This window comes from Evtepia sp., assembly GCF_034090835.1.
In the GTDB taxonomy this organism is placed as follows: domain Bacteria; phylum Bacillota; class Clostridia; order Oscillospirales; family Oscillospiraceae; genus Evtepia.
Genome location: NZ_JAXDRS010000038.1, coordinates 1 through 15947, shown reverse-complemented (window position 1 = coordinate 15947; position 15947 = coordinate 1). Strand labels below are relative to the sequence as shown.

The window sequence follows — 15947 nt, the reverse complement described above, 5'->3', positions numbered from 1 at the left end:
GGTGGGCGACGTGAAGGGCCTGCTGCTGCTGGACGTTACCCCCCTGTCCCTGGGCATTGAGACCATGGGCGGCATCAACACCAAGCTCATCGAGCGCAACACCACCATCCCCGCTAAGAAGAGCCAGATCTTCACCACCGCTGCTGACAACCAGACCTCCGTTGAGGTCCACGTCCTCCAGGGTGAGCGTGAAATGGCACAGTATAACAAGACCCTGGGCCGTTTCCAGCTGGATGGCATCGCTCCCGCCCGCCGCGGTGTGCCCCAGATCGAGGTCACCTTCGACATCGACGCCAACGGCATCGTGAACGTCTCCGCTAAGGACCTGGGCACCGGCAAGGAGCAGCACATCACCATCACCTCTTCCACCAACATGTCCAAGGAGGACATCGACAAGGCCGTGAAGGAAGCTGAGCAGTTTGCTGCAGAGGACGCCAAGCGGAAGGAAGAAGTGGACACCCGCAACCAGGCTGATCAGATGGTCTATCAGAGCGAGAAGGCCATCGAGGAGATGAAGGATAAGCTGGACGCTTCTGAGATCAGCGAACTGGAAGCAGAGGTGAACAAGGTGAAGGAAGCCCTGAAGGGCACCGACACCGAGGCCATCAAGGCAGCCACCGAGAGCCTGACCCAGGCCTTCTACAAGGTCAGCGAGAAGATGTATCAGCAGTCCGGCGCCCAGGGCCAGCCTGGTCCTGACATGGGCGGCGCAGGCTTTGGCGGCCAGCAGCCCGGCGGCAACCCCAACAAGGGTCCCGACGACGTGGTGGACGCTGACTACACTGTGGTTGACGATCAATAATCGAATCCAACGCCAAGACCGCGGGGGACAGGATTTCCTGTCCCCCTGCTTGTGTGAGGTGAGTGAACTATGGCAGATCAGAAAAAACGAGATTACTATGAAGTCTTGGGGGTCAAAAAAGGGGCCTCCGACGCCGAACTGAAAAAAGCCTACCGGAAACTGGCCAAGCAGAACCACCCGGACCTGAACCCGGGAGACAAAGCGGCAGAAGCCCGGTTTAAAGAGATCAACGAAGCCTACGAGGTCCTGTCCGACAAGGAAAAGCGGGCCAAGTACGACCAGTTCGGCTTTGCCGGCGTAGACCCCAACTTTGGCGCCGGCGGCCCGGGCGGCGGCTTTGGCGGCTTCGATATGGGGGATATTTTCGGCTCCTTCTTTGGGGGCGGCTTCGGCGGCTTCGGTGGCGGCGGCCAGACCCGCACCGGTCCTGCCAAGGGCAGCACCGTTCGGACCTCTCTGAGCCTGACGCTGGAGGAAGCGGCCTTTGGCTGCGAGAAGGAAGTGACCATCCAGCACGTGGAGCCCTGCGATACCTGCGGCGGCAACGGCTGCGCCCCGGGTACCACCCCGGAGGTCTGCCCTGAGTGCCATGGCTCCGGCCAGGTGCGGATGCAGCAGCGGACCATGTTCGGCACCATGTCCACCACCACCGTCTGCCCCAACTGCCGGGGCGAGGGCAAGATCATCCATCAGCCCTGCAAATCCTGCGGCGGGACCGGGGGTGTGCGGCGGCAGAAGAAGGTCTCCGTCAAGATCCCCGCAGGCATCGACAACGGCCAGGCCATCTCCGTGCGGGGCCAGGGCGACATGGGCCGCAACGGCGGTCCGGCCGGCGACCTCATCGTGGGCATCAACGTGAAGCCCCACGCCCGCCTGCGCCGGGAAGGGGCCAACATCTTTCTGGACCAGACCGTGTCTTTCTTCCAGGCCGCCATGGGCGACGAGGTGGAGATCCCCTCCCTGGACGGTAAGGTGAAGTGCAAGGTGGAAGCAGGCACCCAGCCGGGGACCACCCTGCGTCTGCGGGGCAAAGGCGTGCCCATCCTCAACGGCCGTGGCCGGGGCGACCAGTTCGTCACCGTCCGGGTGGAGGTGCCCAAGAGCATGAACCAGGCCCAGAAGGAGGCCCTGCGGAAGTTCGCCGAGGCTATGGGCGAGGGGAACCCCACCTCTGAGGGGGGTGAGTCCGGCGAGGAGAAAGGATTTCTCCATCGCCGGAAGCGGAAGTGAACCGCGAAAGAAGCGAAAGAGACCATGACACCACCCCGCAGAGGGGGAAAGGATAGCAACCATGTTTCTTGCAGACTGTCACACCCACTCGATCTGCTCCCCGGACGGCAACGTCCCCATGGCGCAGATGGCTCAAAAGGCCTATGAGTATGGGTTAACCACCCTGTGCCTCACCGACCACTGCGACTTGCTCAGTCTGGAAGGGGAGCGCACCCTGGAGTACGACTGGACGCCGGTGCTGGAAGAGCGGAAGAAAATGCTGGACGCCGTAGGGACCAAGATCGATCTGCCCCTTGGCATTGAGTTTGGCATGGGTTTTCTCTTCCCTGAGGCGGCGTCCAAGATCCTCAGTCAGCCCGGGCTGGACTTTGTCATTGGGGCAGCCCACAACCTCAGCGAAGAGGCGGGGGGAAGGGACTTCTACTTCCTGCCCTATGAGACCCTGGACGACTGCTACAAGGCCCTGGACGATTACTTCCAGTCCCTCATGAAACTGGCGGCATGGGACGGCTATGATGTGGTAGCCCACATCATCTATCCCCTGCGGTACATGAAGGGAAACTACCCCACCCCGCCGGACCTCTCCCGCTACCGGGATCAGATCCGGGAGGTGCTCCGGCTGGCCATCGCCTCTGGCCGGGGAATTGAGATCAATACCTGGAAGGGCCAGACCCTGACCGAATGGATCCCCATTCTGCGGGACTATAAGGAACTGGGCGGCGAGATCATCACCGTAGGGTCCGACGCCCATGCCACCACGCCCATCGCCCGGGGGATCCCCCAGGCCTACGCCATCATGCAGGACTGCGGGTTCCGGTATGTGGCGGTGTACCACGAGAGAAAACCGGATATGATCCGGCTGAAATAAAGGATACAGGAGGATACCACCATGATTGCACTGGGTTCCGACCACGGCGGCTTTGACCTGAAAGAACGGGTGAAGGCCTATCTGGACAAAGAGAAGATTGCCTATCAGGACTTTGGGTGTGACAGCAAGGAGAGCTGTGACTACCCGGTCTTTGGCAGAGCAGCGGCAGAGGCGGTGGCCTCCGGGGCGTGCGACCGGGGCATCGTGATCTGCACCACCGGCATTGGTATTTCGATTGCGGCCAACAAGGTCAAGGGCATCCGGTGCGCACTGTGCAGCGACCCCCTGTCTGCGGAGATGACCCGCCGCCACAACGACGCCAACATGCTGGCCATGGGCGCGGGGATGGTAGGCCCCAACCTGGCCGAGCGGATCGTGGAAGTCTTTCTGACCACGGAGTTTGAAGGCGGCCGTCACGCCCGCCGGGTGAACCTGATCACCGACATGGAAAAATAAAAGACAGGTCAACCGATTTTGTGCATCTTTTAAAAAGGAAGCGCAAAATCGGTTGACTTTTTTGTTCAAAAGAGATATACTGAGGGTGGAAGAAAAGGACCAATTTTTCAGAAGGCCATGGAAACCGTCACGACCCCGGAAAGGAGGGGACAGTGATGAAGCTCTATTCCATTCGTGATCATCCGGAATATATTCCGGCTATGCTGGAAAGCTTGGAGAACCATTGGCCTGCCTGTATGCCCTGGATCAAGAAACATATGGAGCAGGTCATGGCCACCAAGGGGCCTTTGCCTGACGCCTATATCGCCGTGGAAGACGGCGCTGTGGTGGGTGGCTATACCCTGGCGATCAAAACCATCCTTTACAGCGAGAAGAAAGGACTGTGGATCACCACCCTGTACGTGGACCCGGCCTACCGGGGGCAGCACCTGAGCCCCCAGATCATTGCCCACGCCCGGCGGCGGGGCGGAGAACTGGGATTTAAAAAGATTTATCTGGCTTCCGAGCACAGCAATTACTATGAGAAGTATGGGTTCCATATCATCGGGCCGGACGCCTGCGCCTGGGGGGAACCCACCCAGATGTTTGAGAACACCACCCTTCCGGGTGGCAGGATAACCGCAGCCTGACAGGCGGCACGCAAAAGGCAAACAAGGGAAAATGAAAAACCGGTCAGCCCATTCTGGGCTGACCGGTTTCTTTGTCTTAGAGGAAGAGCTCCGGGGTCTTGCGGGGCCAGGAGAACTGGTCTTCCAGCTCAGTTTTGTGGTAGAGGTAGTTGGGGTCGTCGAAGTATTTGGCGCCTCTTCTGCAAAGGCGGACACAGCGGTTGCACTTCATGCAGGGACCGATGAGCTTGGAGGTGTCCTCCCGGTCGATGGACCCCAGGGGACATTCCTTGGCGCAGCGGCCGCAGTGGTTGCAGGCGTCGCTGGTCAGGGGCTTGACCTTGAGGATGTTGATGGGGTTGCCGTGGCGATCCCGGGGGGTATAGTAGGGGCCCACGGGGTTGTTGCCCTTGACGAAGACCGGTTCGTGGTGCTCGAAGGAGGCCACCTTGATCACCTTGTCCAGCACCTGGTCGGCAAAGCCGGAGGCGATGGTCAGGTCGCTGATGTCCGGGCGGCCTGCGTTCTGCGTGCGGGAGAAGGCGTGCTGGCAGGAGAAGGCAGCGCCTGCCATGGTGCGGAACCCGCCCTCTTCCAGGGTGTTGCGCAGTTCCATAAGGGCGTCATCGTAGTTGCGGTTGCCGTAGCAGACCACGGGGACCGCCATGGCGCCGTTGCCCTGGACGGAGGCCACAAACTTGATGAGCAGGTTGGGGACCCGTCCGGCATAGACCGGGGTGCCGAAGACCACCAGGTCTCCTTCGGAGAAGGCTTTGGGCTGTTTTCTCGCGTCGGGACGGGTGAAGTCAAAGGTTTGCAGGGGGACGTTGGCCCGGTCGGCCAGGCGGCGGGCGATCTGAGTAACCACTTTTTTGGTGGTATTGGTCGCGCTGAAGTAGGCGGCCCATACGGTGTTTACAGTCATGATGCAGGGTTCCCCTTTCTGTGCGTTTTTTTACTATTATAAAGGAATCTGGGGAAAAGTAAATAATTTGGAGAAAAAAGTCAGAGGGGAAATATCCTGTGTTCCGTGGTTGATTTTTTAGAGTGGCTTCCATATAATATAGTCTAAACCGTGCCTGTGTCGAAGGTTGGATTTTTTTGCCTTTTACAGAGGAAAATCGTGGAAGTGTACGCCCCTGTTCCCCCCCCTGACGGGAGAGAAGGGGAGTTTGATTTCTACTTGCGGACAGAAGAGGCCGATGCCTGCTCTGCCCGGGAAAGGAGCTCGGTATGAAAGAAAAAAGCATGGCAGCGGGTCCGCAGAGCGAAGACGCCGGCCTGCACAAGGAAAAGAAACTCAGCCGCGGAAAGCGGGGCGTCCTCATTGGATGCCTTGTGGCTGCGGTTTTAGTGGTGGGGTATTGCGCTCTGTGTATGGCTGGGAACAAGGGGGTCATCTACCCCAATGTGACCGTCAGCGGAGTGGAGCTGGGCGGCATGACCTGTGAGGCGGCGGGGGCCGCCCTGCGGGAGGCGATGTCGGCAACGGCCCCGGAGGAGGACCGAGGGGTGCTCTTTGCCCTGGACCCTCCGGAAGGACAGCCGGTCACGGTGAAAGCCCCCCTCTCCAGCACCCAGGTGGACTGCGGAGAGACTTCCGCCCGCGCCTGGCAGGTGGGCAACAGCCAGCCCTTCCTGGCCCGGGGCGGGATCTATCTGAAATGTCTGCTGGCAGGGGAGACCGTCCTGCCTGCCTATGGCAACAGCGAGAAGCTGGAGGAGATCCTGAGCCAGATGGATGAACAGGTGGGCTACGCTGCGGTAGAGAGCAGTTGGGAAAAGACGGAGACCGATCTGGTCCTTACCAAAGGAAAAACCGGCTACCTGATCGACCGGGACAGCCTCCGCCAGGAGATCTTCCGGCGGATGGGCAGCGGGGACGTGGTGGAGCTGGAGGGCAGCCAGCCGCAGTTCACCGTCCCGCTGAAGGAGGTCTATCCGGAGGTGCTGGACCTGAAGGCTATTTTGGGCGAAGTGGAGCAGCCGGTGCAGGACGCCGTGTTTGACAAAGCCGGCAAACGTTTCCAGGTGGACCATGTGGGCATCACCTTTGACCCGGACCAGGCCCAGACAGCCTTTGATGAAATGGCCTGGGGAGAGACCAGGGAACTGCCCCTGACCATCACCCAGCCCAAGACCACGGTGAAGGACCTGACCCCCTCTTTGTATCAGGACACCCTGGGCAGCTGCAGCACCAACATTGCAGGCAGCGCCAACCGGGTGCAGAACATCAAGCTGGCGGCCCAGTTCTTTAACGGGACGATTCTCATGCCCGGGGAGGAATTCTCTTACAACGGGGTCGTGGGCCGGCGCACCGCCGCCCGGGGCTTCCTGCCCGCCCCGGCCTATGTGGGGGGCGAGAGCGTACAGGAAACCGGCGGCGGAGTCTGCCAGGGGTCCTCTACCATCTATCTGGCCACCCTGCGCGCCAACCTGGAGATCGTGGAGCGGTACAACCACGGATATATCACCCGCTATGTGCCCGACGGCATGGACGCCACGGTGTACTACGGAGCCAAGGATTTCCGGTTTAAAAACAATACGCCCTTCCCCATCAAGGTGGTGGGTTCGGTGTCCGGCCGTACTCTGACGGTGAACATCATGGGCACCAAGAGCGACAACATCAAGGTGGAGATGACCAATAAGACCGTGGGGACCACCGGCTATAAGACGGTCTATAAGGTGGACCAGAGCCTGCCGGCCGGGGCCACCCGGGTGAGCGTGACCCCCTACAACGGCTACACGGTGAAGGTGTACCGGAACCTGTATGAAAACGGCACCCTGATCGACACCAAGCTGGAGAGCACCAGCGTATACCGCAGCCGGGATAAGGTGGTCATGGTGAGTCCCGCAGATGCCTACCAGTACGGCATCCCCGGGTATTCCAAGCCTGCGCCCACCCCACCCCCGACCCCCACCCCGCCCCCCACCGAGGGCGAGAGCGCCTGAGAGAGGAGGAGACCCATGAAAAGCAAACTTCCATCCCGCCGGGATATGAAGTTCTACGCCAAGCGGTGGATGCTTCACCCCACATGCCTGCGGGTGACATTGCTGCTGGTCTGTATGCAGATCGCCTTTCTGGGGCTGCGCTTCCTCTTTGGAGGGACCCTGAACTACGCCCTGGTGAACCTGGCCAACTACGGGGATACTGCCTCAGGCATCTACGTGACCCAAGAGGGGATCAGCCTGATCTTCCGGATGGATCTGACCCAGCTGGTGCTGGCCATCCCCATGACCTACGCCCAGATCGCCGCGTTTCTGGGCCTGTCCGCTCTCTTCTTCCTGATTCTGGCGCCCCTGCGGCTGGGGGCTATGGAACAGTACTGGCGGGTACTGCGGGGCGGCCAGCCGGTGGTGTATGACGTGTTCCCCTGGTATCGGGAGGGCAAACGCTTCGGAAAAGCCGTAGTAGTGGAGTTCGTGTTGAACGTGTTTGTGCGTCTGGTGGGCGTGATAGCCATGGTCCCCAGTCTCATGCTGTTCTATATCTTCTACACCACCACCCCCTCCATGGAGGCGTATACCGACCTGAGTGCGATCACCCAGTTTGCAGCGACCATCCTTGCGGTGGCAGCGGTGGTCTTTGCCTTCTGGCTCCACAGCCTGTTTCTGCCGGTGCGGTACTGCCTGGCTGCCCATCCGGAGTACACCCTGGGAGAGACCTTCCGCCGGGGGCTGGCCAGCACAAAGGGGTACCGAGGGCAGTTCTTCCAGTTCCGCTTGAGCTACATTGTGTGGTTCTTCCTGTCTAACTTGACCTATGGGGCGCTGGACTTCTATGTGACCCCTTACACCTCAATGGGCGGCATGGTCTTTGTGCAGGAGGTGGCACGGGCCCGACAGATGGAAGGAGAGGCGCAGCAGCAGCCCCCCTCTCTCTGAGCGGTGATTTCTTTGGGATTCGGAGGGGACCCTGTGGGGTCCCCTCTTTTGTCTGCCTGAAAACGTGGGCAGACTTTGGTTCCATTTTGTAATAGGAGGCAGTTTTATGACAGAGATAGGAAGCATCCGGCGGCCTGTGGTGGCCGGAGCGGGCACCATGGGGGTGACCCTGGCCCGGATCTTTGCCCAGCATGGGTATGAAGTGACCTTGTGGAACCGGCGGCAGAGCTCCCTGGACCGGGCCAAGGAGCGGATCGCCGGAGACCTGGCGGCCCGGGGTCTGTCGGAAGAAGAGGCCGCTTTGGTGATGGCCCGGCTCCGGTACACCACGGATTACGCCGTCTATGAGGAGGCGGACTTTGTGGTGGAGAACATTGCGGAGGATCTGGAGATCAAACGGGCGTTTTTCCGGGAGGTCTGCCAGCGGATCTCTCCCACGGCGCTGCTCACCACCAATACCTCCGGCCTGCGGGTCACCGACGTGGCCCAGGGAGTCACCCATCCCCAGCGGTTCTGCGGGATGCACTGGTGGAATCCCCCGGATCTGATGCCGCTGGTGGAGATCACCAAAGGGGCGGAGACCGGACAGGAGGCAGCGCAGGCGGTCTATGACCTGGCGGTGTCCCTGGGGAAAAAGCCAGTCATCGTCCGCAAGGATATTCTGGGCATCATCGGCAACCGGCTGCAATACGCTGTCATGCGGGAGGCCCTGCATATTATGGCTGAGGGCGCAGCTGGTCCGGAGGAAATTGACGCCGCCATGAAGTATGGCCCCGGCTTCCGCTACGCAGTGCTGGGTCCCCTGGAGACTGCTGATCTTGGCGGCGTGGATATCTTCCAGGCGGTGAGCGATTACCTGCTGCCGGAGCTGAATGCCGACACCCGCAGCCAGGTCCTCCATGACTTGGTGGATGAGAACCGGCTGGGGATCAAAACCGGCCGTGGGTTCTACGACTACGCCGACGGACAGGGGGAAGCGGTCCGCACCCGACGGGACCGCCTTTTCCAGAAACTGTGGGAGATCTTAAAGGAAGAATAAAAAAAGAAGCATCCCGATGGATGCTTCTTTTTTATTCTTCCCTCAGTCTACCATCTGAAAGACAATGCCAATGACGGCAGCTACGGCGATGAACGTGACGGAGGGCAGGTTTTTCAGTTTCGGCAGGTTCATGGCCACCAGCATCCCCACGAACAGGAGAATGGAGGGCCAGTGGAGGGAGAGGGCGCCGCTGTTCCAGGAGAACAGGGAGACGGCACAGATGGAAAAGGCGGCGGCTGCGATGAGCCCCACGGAAGCGGGGCGGAGGCCGTAGAAGAGGCCGGCCACCCGGGGGTCTTTCCAGAGGGAGTTCAGCAGGCGGGAGATGAGCAGGATGATGATCACAGCGGGGGTCACCAGTCCCAGGGGGGCAACGATGCTGCCGGGCAGGCCGGCGGTGACGTACCCCACATAGGTGGCCATGTTGATGCCGATGGGACCGGGGGTGGCCTCGGAAATGGCGATCATGCTGGTGAGATCTCCCGTGGAGAACCAGCCGGTGCGGGCGGAGAGATCGAACAGGAAGGGGACGGTGGCCATGCCTCCGCCCATGGAGAAGAGACCCACCAGAAGGAACTCCCAGTACAGGCGCAGCAGGATCATGCTTTCCCCTCCTTTCGGATGCGGGAGACCACCAGCCCGAAAATTCCAGCGGCGATCACCAGGATGGCCGGAGAGAGCCCCACAAAAGCGGCCAGAAGAAAGACCGTCAGAAAGAGCAGGAAGGTGGGCAGATCCAGCACAGCTTTGCGGTACATCCTGATGGTGCTGTTGATGATAAGGGCGCAGACGCAGGCCCGAACGCCGGTGAGGGCGTGCTGGACCCAGGGGTTTTCCGCAAAGGACCAGAAAAAGGCGGAGATGATGGTGACGATAACGATGGGAGGAAAGAGGATGCCCAGGGTGGCGAAGAGGGCGCCGGACAGGCCGCGGGTACGGTAGCCGCAGAAGGTGGCGGTGTTCACGGCGATGACCCCGGGGGTGCATTGGGCCACAGCGTTCAGGTCCAGCAGTTCCTCGTCGGTGAGCCAGTGCTTCTTTTCCACCAGTTCCCGCTGGAAAAAGGGGAGCATGGCGTAGCCGCCGCCGAAGCAGCTGGCGCTGATCCGGGCAAAGGTGAGAAAAAGGGTGAGATTGTTTGCCATAGAAGGACCCTTTCTTTGGTGCGATGAGTGAAATGGACAAAGATGGTCCGAAAGGGGAAGAACCCCCTTTCGGACGGAAACAGTCTTATGAGCACAGGTCGATGATGACCTGGGTGAAAATCTTCGCAGCGGTGAGCAGGTCCCGGATGCTGGCCCGTTCGTCCGGTCCGTGGAGGTTGGAGACGAAGCCGGGCATGGTAGCGCCGAAGGCCACACCCCCGGGAATACCGTGGACATAGGTGCCTCCGCCGATGGCCAGGCACTGGCTCTTCCGGCCGGAGTACTGCTCGTAGCACTTGGCCAGCACCCGGAGGAAGGGGGAGTCTGCGGGAACATGGTGGGGCGGGTCAAGCTCTCCCTGAATGGAGAATCCGGCCTGGACCATGGCCTCTTCGGTGAAGAGGCGGACAGACTCCTCCGTGCCGCACAGCGGGGTGCGGCAGTCAAAGCGGCCTTCCATCCCCGTGTCGTCCAGGTTGAGGCGGGTGAAGGACAGGGTCAAGGGACCGGAGAGAGCGTCCTCCTGGGCGATGCCGAAGGCCCGGCCGATAAAGTCCCCGTGGGGGAACCAGGAGGCCAGGGTGCGGATGGCCCGGGTGGAGGACCCGTCTGCCAGGGGCAGCCGGGCCAGCAGGGACAGCAGCGCCGTCTGGGCGTTGCGTCCTTCTTCCGGCGTAGAGGCGTGAGCGCCAAGCCCGGTGCAGAGGATGGAGACCCGGTTGTCCTTCCGGGTGAGGGTGAAGGTGATCCCCTGCCAGGGGAGGGTGTCGATCTCGGCCTGGATGGCCTCCATGGTGAGGCCCGCCACCAGGGCGGAAGCCTTGGGGGGGACCATGTTCAGCCGGGGACCGCCGGTGAAGGAGCAGACCCGGGGCAGGGCGGTCTGCTGGGGCCAGGAGGCCCGGAAGGTGGGCTGATAATGCCCCTTCTCAATGTTCACAATGGGGAAGTCCCCGTCCGGAGAAAAGGTATAGGGAGCAAAGGGATGTCTCTCGTAGTACCACCGGATGTCGCGGAATCCGCTCTCTTCGTCGGTGCCTGCGATGAGACGGACGTTTTTGGTCAGGGGGACCTGGAGGTCCTTCACCGCCTTCATGGCCAGCAGGGCGGCGATCATGGGACCTTTGTCGTCGTCGGTGCCCCGGCCGTATATCATACCGTCCAGCACCTTGGGGATGAAGGGCTCCGTGACGGACCAGCCGTCCCCGGCTTCCACCACGTCCAGGTGGCCCAGAATGTGCAGGGCAGTCTCTTCCTGGTTCAGGTCCACCACGCCCACATACCCCTCCAGATTTTCTCCGGCGAGGCCCAGCTCTCCGGCAATGGACAGGAACTCGTCCACGGCGGCGGCAGGCCCTTCTCCGAAGGGCTTACCGGGCTGGGGCTGACCCAGGGTGCTTTCGATGCGGACCAGGCGGGAGACAGCTTCCACCAGCAGGTCCTGCTTGTCGTCAAAATAGGCCCCGATGGGATACTGCTGCATGGTTACGACTCTCCTTCTTCCTGCTTAGCGTTGACTTCGTCCAGATACTTGTAAATGGTGTACCGGGACACGCCCAGATGGGCGGCGACATAGGGCACGGCCCGCCGGTAGGAGAAGGCGTCCATTTCCTTCAGGTGTTCGATGACGCGCAGGCGGTCGGCCTTGTTCATCTCCCGGGCGGGTTTGCCGATGCGGAGGACCGCAGCGTCAAAGAGCTCCCCGATGCCGGTGTCCCGGGGTTTATAGAGGGCGCTGTGGAAATCCACCTCCGTGTGCATCAGGTCCAACAGGACCCGGTTGGCATAGGCCAGGGGAGTGAAGTCGTAGTTGATGCCAAAGCCGAAGTGGTAGTCCTTCCCTTTGATGGAGAAGGTGGTGCTCTTGGTCTGCTGTCCGCTGGGGGTGACAGCCAGGAGGTTCACCACGTCGGAATCCAGGTAGAGGTCCTGCTCTACCCCGGTGACGTCCTGGGTGGAGCCCACGGAGCGGCCGGAGATGTGGCTGTTGTAGATGGCCAGGACAGGGTGCAGGGGATCAGCCAGGTCGTGGATCACGGTTTCGCAGTTGGAGCCGAACATTTCGGCAATTCCTCTTGCCATGCGGTTCAGGGTTTCGAAAGCTTCTTCGCGCGTCATAGGTATCACCTCTTTTGTGAAAATGGGGGTATCATATGATAAAATGCCCTTCCAAACGGAAGGGCATTTTGGAAGTCGGCGATCAGATAAGAGAGAGGACCAGAGTCAGGATCATAAAGACCAGGGCGACCCATTTGGTCCATTTTGCCAGCTTGGCGTCGGCGGACTTGGCCTTGTTCTTGGACAGGAAGGACTCGCTGGCCCCGGCGATGGCGCCCAGACCGGAGTGCTTGCCGGACTGACCCAGAACAAAGACGATGAGAATCGCTCCTGCGAGGAGCTGAAGAATAGAGACGATAATAGTTGCCATGAAGATTTACGTTCCTTTCCCTTTGTATCTACCTGAAACAAGGTCTTTCCATAGAAAAGACCGGCATGGATACGATAATTGTCTAACCTGCATCCTACCACATTCTGCTTGGATTTTCAAGTGTTTTTTCATGGAAAGCGCAGGGAGTGAGGATCACCACAGGGAGAAGAGCATCTTGGCCACTTCGGCCCGGGTGACGGGGGCATTGGGGAAGAGCTTTCCGCCGGATCCGCCCACCACCTTTTGTCCCACCAGGCTGGCCATATGCGGTCTGGCGAAGGCGGGAACAGAGGCTGCGTCAGAGAAGCCGGACAGGGAGGCCTGGGGATGGCCTTTGGCCTGGGTGCGGCCCAGGATGGTCATGGCTTCGGCCCGGGTGATGGAGGACGTGGCGTTGGCCAGCAGCCGACCGTCGCCGCTGCGGCTGCCCTCCATGATGCCCAGGGCGTGGAGGGCTTTGATGGCGTCCAGGTCCCAGGCGGGGATGGCGTTTACATCATCGTAAGGAAGCTGGACCGACTGATAGGCTTTGAGGTCCAGGCCCATCCAGCGGGCGGTCATGAGGGCGAAGTCCCCCCGGGTGATGGACTGATCCGGGCAGAAGCAGAGTTTGCCCCCTACTGTCATGCCGGAGATCACCCCTGCCTGGTGGAGACGGATGGTGTAGGGCGTGGCCCAGTGGTTGGTCATATCTGCGAAGGGGTTGCTGGTGTCCTTGCCCATGAGAGCCACAGAGTCCCGGCCGATGTTGCCGCAGCAGTCAGTGGCGGTGACGGTGACCTGGTGGGACTGGGTGCCCAGACTGGGCAGGGAAGCGGTGAGGGTGCTGCCGTTCCAGGAGAAGGGCACCGCTTTTCCGTCCATGGACACGGTGATCCGGGACTGGTCCAGGGCGTGTTCCGCATTGTCGGAGAGGGAAGCCTTCAAGGTGGTGCCGCTGATCTGGGAAGAGACAACGGGGGCTTTGGTGTCCCAGGCAGCCTGGTTGGCCAGGACCACCTGGTCCAGCCAGAGGGTGCCGGAGGCCTTGCTGCCCTGAATGGTCAGACCCTGGAAGAGGGCGGCGTTGGCGGGCACCGGAGCGGAGACCTGTTTCCAGCCGGTAAAGTTCAGGGTGGTGACCGGCTGGGTGAGGGCTTCGCCCTGGGTTCCCACAAAGTCAGCGGTAAGGGTGTTGCCCGAGTTGTCTCCATAAACCCAGAGAGAGAGGAATCGATGGGTTTCCTTCAGATCCTGACGGGCAGTCAGGGCAGCCTGGCCTTGCCGCATGGTGTAGTCTGCCCGGAGGCTTTGTCTCCCGTACTGCACCTGGGCTGGGGTGGTGTCCAGAGAGAGTTTTGCGCTGGAAGAAGAGAAGTAGGGAGTGGTTCCCTCAAAATCGGACAGGAGGGTGTAGGAGCCGGGGGCATTTACGGTGACCGACAGGGTGACAGCGTAGCGTCCGGCGGCCACTTTGATCTTGCCGGAGGCGGGATTGAGTCCGGCGGTGAACTTGCCGTCAGGGGTGATGGTGCCCAGGGCGGGGTCTGCGGTCCAGGAGAAGCAGCGGTCGTCGCCGGTAAGGGGAATGGTACGGTAATAGGCCGAGGCGTTCAGATCCACGGTCTGGCCGGGTTTCAGGGTCAGGGAGGAAACATTCTTCCCGGTGGCGGCGTTTTTCACATAAATGGCGTCCGGGGTGTCATAGACCTGGATCTTGGTGCTGCCGGAGGCGGTACCGCTGGAAGCGGAGACGGTGTAGACACCGGTTTTGGCCGGCGCAGTAAAGACGCCGCTGTCGCTTACAGCGTTCTCCGGGGAGGACCAGGTGACCGACGAGGGGAAGTCCTTCATGGGATACCAACCGGTATCCACCCCGGAGGCGGTGCACTGGGTGGTGGCGCCGGAGAGGAGGGTCAGGCTGGTGGGAGTGACGTAGAGGGAGGAGGGAACGCCGGTGGGGTCCAGGTTGGACACCAGGAAAATGGCGTTGGTCACTGCCCTCGGCACCCCTTCCGAGGGGCTGTTGATGGTGGTGGAGGTGGTATAGTCCGGGTAGGTGGAGACCATGGTGGTGGACCCGCCGCCATCCAGTAGGACAGCTTCGGAGCAGCCCAGTTCCTTAAGACGCATGGCCACCATTTGAATGGTAGCGCCGATGCTCAGTCCACTCTGGCGGCCGTCAATGGTATAAAAGATTACGCTGCCGTCGGGTTTGACCCCTACGGCGGTGCGGGGAGCGGCAGTCACGCTGTCCAGTCCGCTGGCCACCTTGCCGTTGGAGAGAATCCAGTACATGGCACCCACAGCGCAGTCCACGTCGTTCCAGCGGGAATCGGCGCTGAAGATCTCAAAGTCCATGGAGTCCCCAGGCTGGAGGGAACGCAGCATGTCTTTTAACCAGTCGTTGCCGGTGTTGGCGATGGAGAGGATGTACTTTCCTTCCGGAATGGGGGTGGCGCCGCCGTTGGTCTCAATGACCTGCTCCACTTTGCAGGAGACCATATGGCCAATTCCCAGGTCGTTGGAGGTGGTGAGCTGGGTGACGCCATCGGCACCGGTGACGGGCTTGCCCTCCTGCTGTTTCACCGGGGAGAGGATCACATCGATCCCGGGTTTGGTGTTTTTTGTGGTGGAGCTGAAATCATCGGTAAAGAGGTAGTACCCTCCAGTGGAGCGGATTTTGTTGATCTCCGAGATCTTTAAGGAATAGCCTTTGAAATCGGCCCGAAGGGTCAGCTGGGGGGTGCCGATCACAGCGGAACCATCCGAGCGGAAGCCCAGGGCGTGGAGGTAGGAAGCGGAGGAACGGAGGATGCCGTCGGTGACCACCAGACCCAGCGGGTCGCCGGTGGCCATGACAAAGTAATCTCCGTTGATGCCGCTGAGCACTCGCTGGTCCCCTTTTTCCAGGTCCTTGGCCATGGAATAGACGTTCTGCTTGGTGAGAACCGAGGAACCATAGCTGACCTTGGGGGAGACACTGGGAGAAGGCTTGTACATGACGTAGTTCTCTGTGCGCAGATCCTTGCGGGAGGCGCTCCACATGACCTCTTTGGTAAGGGTGGTCTGGTCGCAGATGGGAATGGTATAGGAATAGATGCGGCTGCCCAGGGCGTCAGAGGCCAGGGCAACGGGGCAGAGCAGGGCCGCGCAGAGAACCAAAGCGGCGGCACGGCGAAGGAACGGTTTCATAAGCGGACTCCTTTTCCTTGTTAGATTGATAAGGTCCCCATTGGGGGTCAAATTGCTTCTTTATTATAACATAAGGAAAGGGGGAAGGAAAGAAGGGAGAAACCGAAGGAAAACAGGAAGAAGAAAAAAGATTTGAAAAAATCAAAAAAGGGGGTTGACATGAGCGGGTAGGGGTGGTATTATACCCAAGCTGTCGCGAACGACAGGCGCGAAAAACTGGAAAAAATCAAGTAAAAAAGTGCTTGACAAGCTCCAAGAGTTGTGCTAAAATACAACTCACGCCTGACGAAACAAAGCGGCGTGCACCTTGTA

15 protein-coding genes are annotated in these 15947 nt (G+C 60.5%); 8 read left to right on the top strand and 7 right to left on the bottom strand.

Annotated elements, in window-relative coordinates:
* The 5 genes from SOR61_RS07465 to SOR61_RS07445 form a co-directional block, all read left to right on the top strand.
* Positions 1 to 802: Hsp70 family protein (locus tag SOR61_RS07465; protein ID WP_320612042.1), on the top strand; the 802-nt coding region annotated here is incomplete at its 5' end.
* 69 nt (positions 803 to 871) lie between these two features.
* Positions 872 to 2032 (top strand): molecular chaperone DnaJ, encoded by a 1161-nt coding sequence (gene dnaJ, locus SOR61_RS07460; RefSeq protein ID WP_320612041.1) that lies wholly within the window; start codon positions 872 to 874, stop codon positions 2030 to 2032.
* Positions 2033 to 2093: 61 nt separating this feature from the next.
* On the top strand, positions 2094 to 2900 hold the full coding sequence (locus SOR61_RS07455) for a PHP domain-containing protein (protein ID WP_320612040.1): 807 nt from the start codon (positions 2094 to 2096) through the stop codon (positions 2898 to 2900).
* A 21-nt stretch (positions 2901 to 2921) separates the two neighbouring features.
* A complete protein-coding gene (gene rpiB, locus SOR61_RS07450; RefSeq protein WP_320612039.1) occupies positions 2922 to 3356 on the top strand; it encodes a ribose 5-phosphate isomerase B in 435 nt (144 codons plus the stop codon).
* Positions 3357 to 3511: 155 nt separating this feature from the next.
* Positions 3512 to 3985: a GNAT family N-acetyltransferase gene (locus SOR61_RS07445; protein WP_320612038.1), complete on the top strand. Its 474-nt coding sequence runs from the start codon at positions 3512 to 3514 to the stop codon at positions 3983 to 3985.
* 76 nt (positions 3986 to 4061) lie between these two features.
* Here SOR61_RS07445 and SOR61_RS07440 read toward each other — a convergent pair whose 3' ends face one another.
* On the bottom strand, positions 4062 to 4889 hold the full coding sequence (locus tag SOR61_RS07440; RefSeq protein WP_320612037.1) for an EFR1 family ferrodoxin: 828 nt from the start codon (positions 4887 to 4889) through the stop codon (positions 4062 to 4064).
* A 308-nt stretch (positions 4890 to 5197) separates the two neighbouring features.
* Here SOR61_RS07440 and SOR61_RS07435 point away from each other — a divergent pair, with 308 nt between their 5' ends.
* The 3 genes from SOR61_RS07435 (at position 5198) to SOR61_RS07425 (ending at position 8888) form a co-directional block, all read left to right on the top strand.
* The gene (locus tag SOR61_RS07435) at positions 5198 to 6916 is read left to right on the top strand and encodes a VanW family protein (protein WP_320612036.1); all 1719 of its coding nucleotides are present in this window, start codon (positions 5198 to 5200) and stop codon (positions 6914 to 6916) included.
* Positions 6917 to 6931: 15 nt separating this feature from the next.
* Positions 6932 to 7849: a DUF975 family protein gene (locus tag SOR61_RS07430; RefSeq protein ID WP_320612035.1), complete on the top strand. Its 918-nt coding sequence runs from the start codon at positions 6932 to 6934 to the stop codon at positions 7847 to 7849.
* A 106-nt stretch (positions 7850 to 7955) separates the two neighbouring features.
* Positions 7956 to 8888, top strand: coding sequence for a 3-hydroxyacyl-CoA dehydrogenase family protein (locus tag SOR61_RS07425; protein ID WP_320612034.1), 933 nt, complete (start codon positions 7956 to 7958; stop codon positions 8886 to 8888).
* A 42-nt stretch (positions 8889 to 8930) separates the two neighbouring features.
* Here the strand turns inward: SOR61_RS07425 and SOR61_RS07420 are convergent, their stop codons facing one another.
* The 6 genes from SOR61_RS07420 to SOR61_RS07395 all read right to left on the bottom strand — a co-directional run bounded on the left by SOR61_RS07420 (position 8931) and on the right by SOR61_RS07395 (position 15635).
* A complete protein-coding gene (locus SOR61_RS07420; RefSeq protein WP_320612033.1) occupies positions 8931 to 9491 on the bottom strand; it encodes a chromate transporter in 561 nt (186 codons plus the stop codon).
* Positions 9488 to 10033, bottom strand: a complete 546-nt coding sequence (locus tag SOR61_RS07415; protein WP_320612032.1) for a chromate transporter — start codon at positions 10031 to 10033, stop codon at positions 9488 to 9490. Before SOR61_RS07415 ends, SOR61_RS07420 begins: the two co-directional genes overlap by 4 nt.
* Positions 10034 to 10118: 85 nt before the next feature.
* Complete coding sequence (locus SOR61_RS07410; protein ID WP_320612031.1) at positions 10119 to 11516, bottom strand: Sapep family Mn(2+)-dependent dipeptidase; 1398 nt, start codon at positions 11514 to 11516, stop codon at positions 10119 to 10121.
* Positions 11517 to 11518: 2 nt separating this feature from the next.
* Positions 11519 to 12151 (bottom strand): helix-turn-helix transcriptional regulator, encoded by a 633-nt coding sequence (locus SOR61_RS07405; RefSeq protein ID WP_320612030.1) that lies wholly within the window; start codon positions 12149 to 12151, stop codon positions 11519 to 11521.
* Positions 12152 to 12233: 82 nt separating this feature from the next.
* Positions 12234 to 12461: a preprotein translocase subunit SecG gene (secG, locus tag SOR61_RS07400; RefSeq protein ID WP_320612029.1), complete on the bottom strand. Its 228-nt coding sequence runs from the start codon at positions 12459 to 12461 to the stop codon at positions 12234 to 12236.
* A 153-nt stretch (positions 12462 to 12614) separates the two neighbouring features.
* Entirely contained in the window at positions 12615 to 15635 is a 3021-nt protein-coding gene (locus SOR61_RS07395; protein ID WP_320612028.1) for a phosphodiester glycosidase family protein, read from the bottom strand.
* Positions 15636 to 15947 lie beyond the last annotated feature (312 nt).

Excerpts from the sequence above, each read along its gene's own strand:
- dnaJ (WP_320612041.1), top strand. The coding sequence starts at position 872 with ATGGCAGATCAGAAAAAACGAGATTACTATGAAGTCTTGGGGGTCAAA.
- SOR61_RS07455 (WP_320612040.1), top strand. The coding sequence starts at position 2,094 with ATGTTTCTTGCAGACTGTCACACCCACTCGATCTGCTCCCCGGACGGC.
- rpiB (WP_320612039.1), top strand. The coding sequence starts at position 2,922 with ATGATTGCACTGGGTTCCGACCACGGCGGCTTTGACCTGAAAGAACGG.
- SOR61_RS07445 (WP_320612038.1), top strand. The coding sequence starts at position 3,512 with ATGAAGCTCTATTCCATTCGTGATCATCCGGAATATATTCCGGCTATG.
- SOR61_RS07440 (WP_320612037.1), bottom strand. The coding sequence starts at position 4,889 with ATGACTGTAAACACCGTATGGGCCGCCTACTTCAGCGCGACCAATACC.
- SOR61_RS07435 (WP_320612036.1), top strand. The coding sequence starts at position 5,198 with ATGAAAGAAAAAAGCATGGCAGCGGGTCCGCAGAGCGAAGACGCCGGC.
- SOR61_RS07430 (WP_320612035.1), top strand. The coding sequence starts at position 6,932 with ATGAAAAGCAAACTTCCATCCCGCCGGGATATGAAGTTCTACGCCAAG.
- SOR61_RS07425 (WP_320612034.1), top strand. The coding sequence starts at position 7,956 with ATGACAGAGATAGGAAGCATCCGGCGGCCTGTGGTGGCCGGAGCGGGC.
- SOR61_RS07420 (WP_320612033.1), bottom strand. The coding sequence starts at position 9,491 with ATGATCCTGCTGCGCCTGTACTGGGAGTTCCTTCTGGTGGGTCTCTTC.
- SOR61_RS07415 (WP_320612032.1), bottom strand. The coding sequence starts at position 10,033 with ATGGCAAACAATCTCACCCTTTTTCTCACCTTTGCCCGGATCAGCGCC.
- SOR61_RS07410 (WP_320612031.1), bottom strand. The coding sequence starts at position 11,516 with ATGCAGCAGTATCCCATCGGGGCCTATTTTGACGACAAGCAGGACCTG.
- SOR61_RS07405 (WP_320612030.1), bottom strand. The coding sequence starts at position 12,151 with ATGACGCGCGAAGAAGCTTTCGAAACCCTGAACCGCATGGCAAGAGGA.
- secG (WP_320612029.1), bottom strand. The coding sequence starts at position 12,461 with ATGGCAACTATTATCGTCTCTATTCTTCAGCTCCTCGCAGGAGCGATT.
- SOR61_RS07395 (WP_320612028.1), bottom strand. The coding sequence starts at position 15,635 with ATGAAACCGTTCCTTCGCCGTGCCGCCGCTTTGGTTCTCTGCGCGGCC.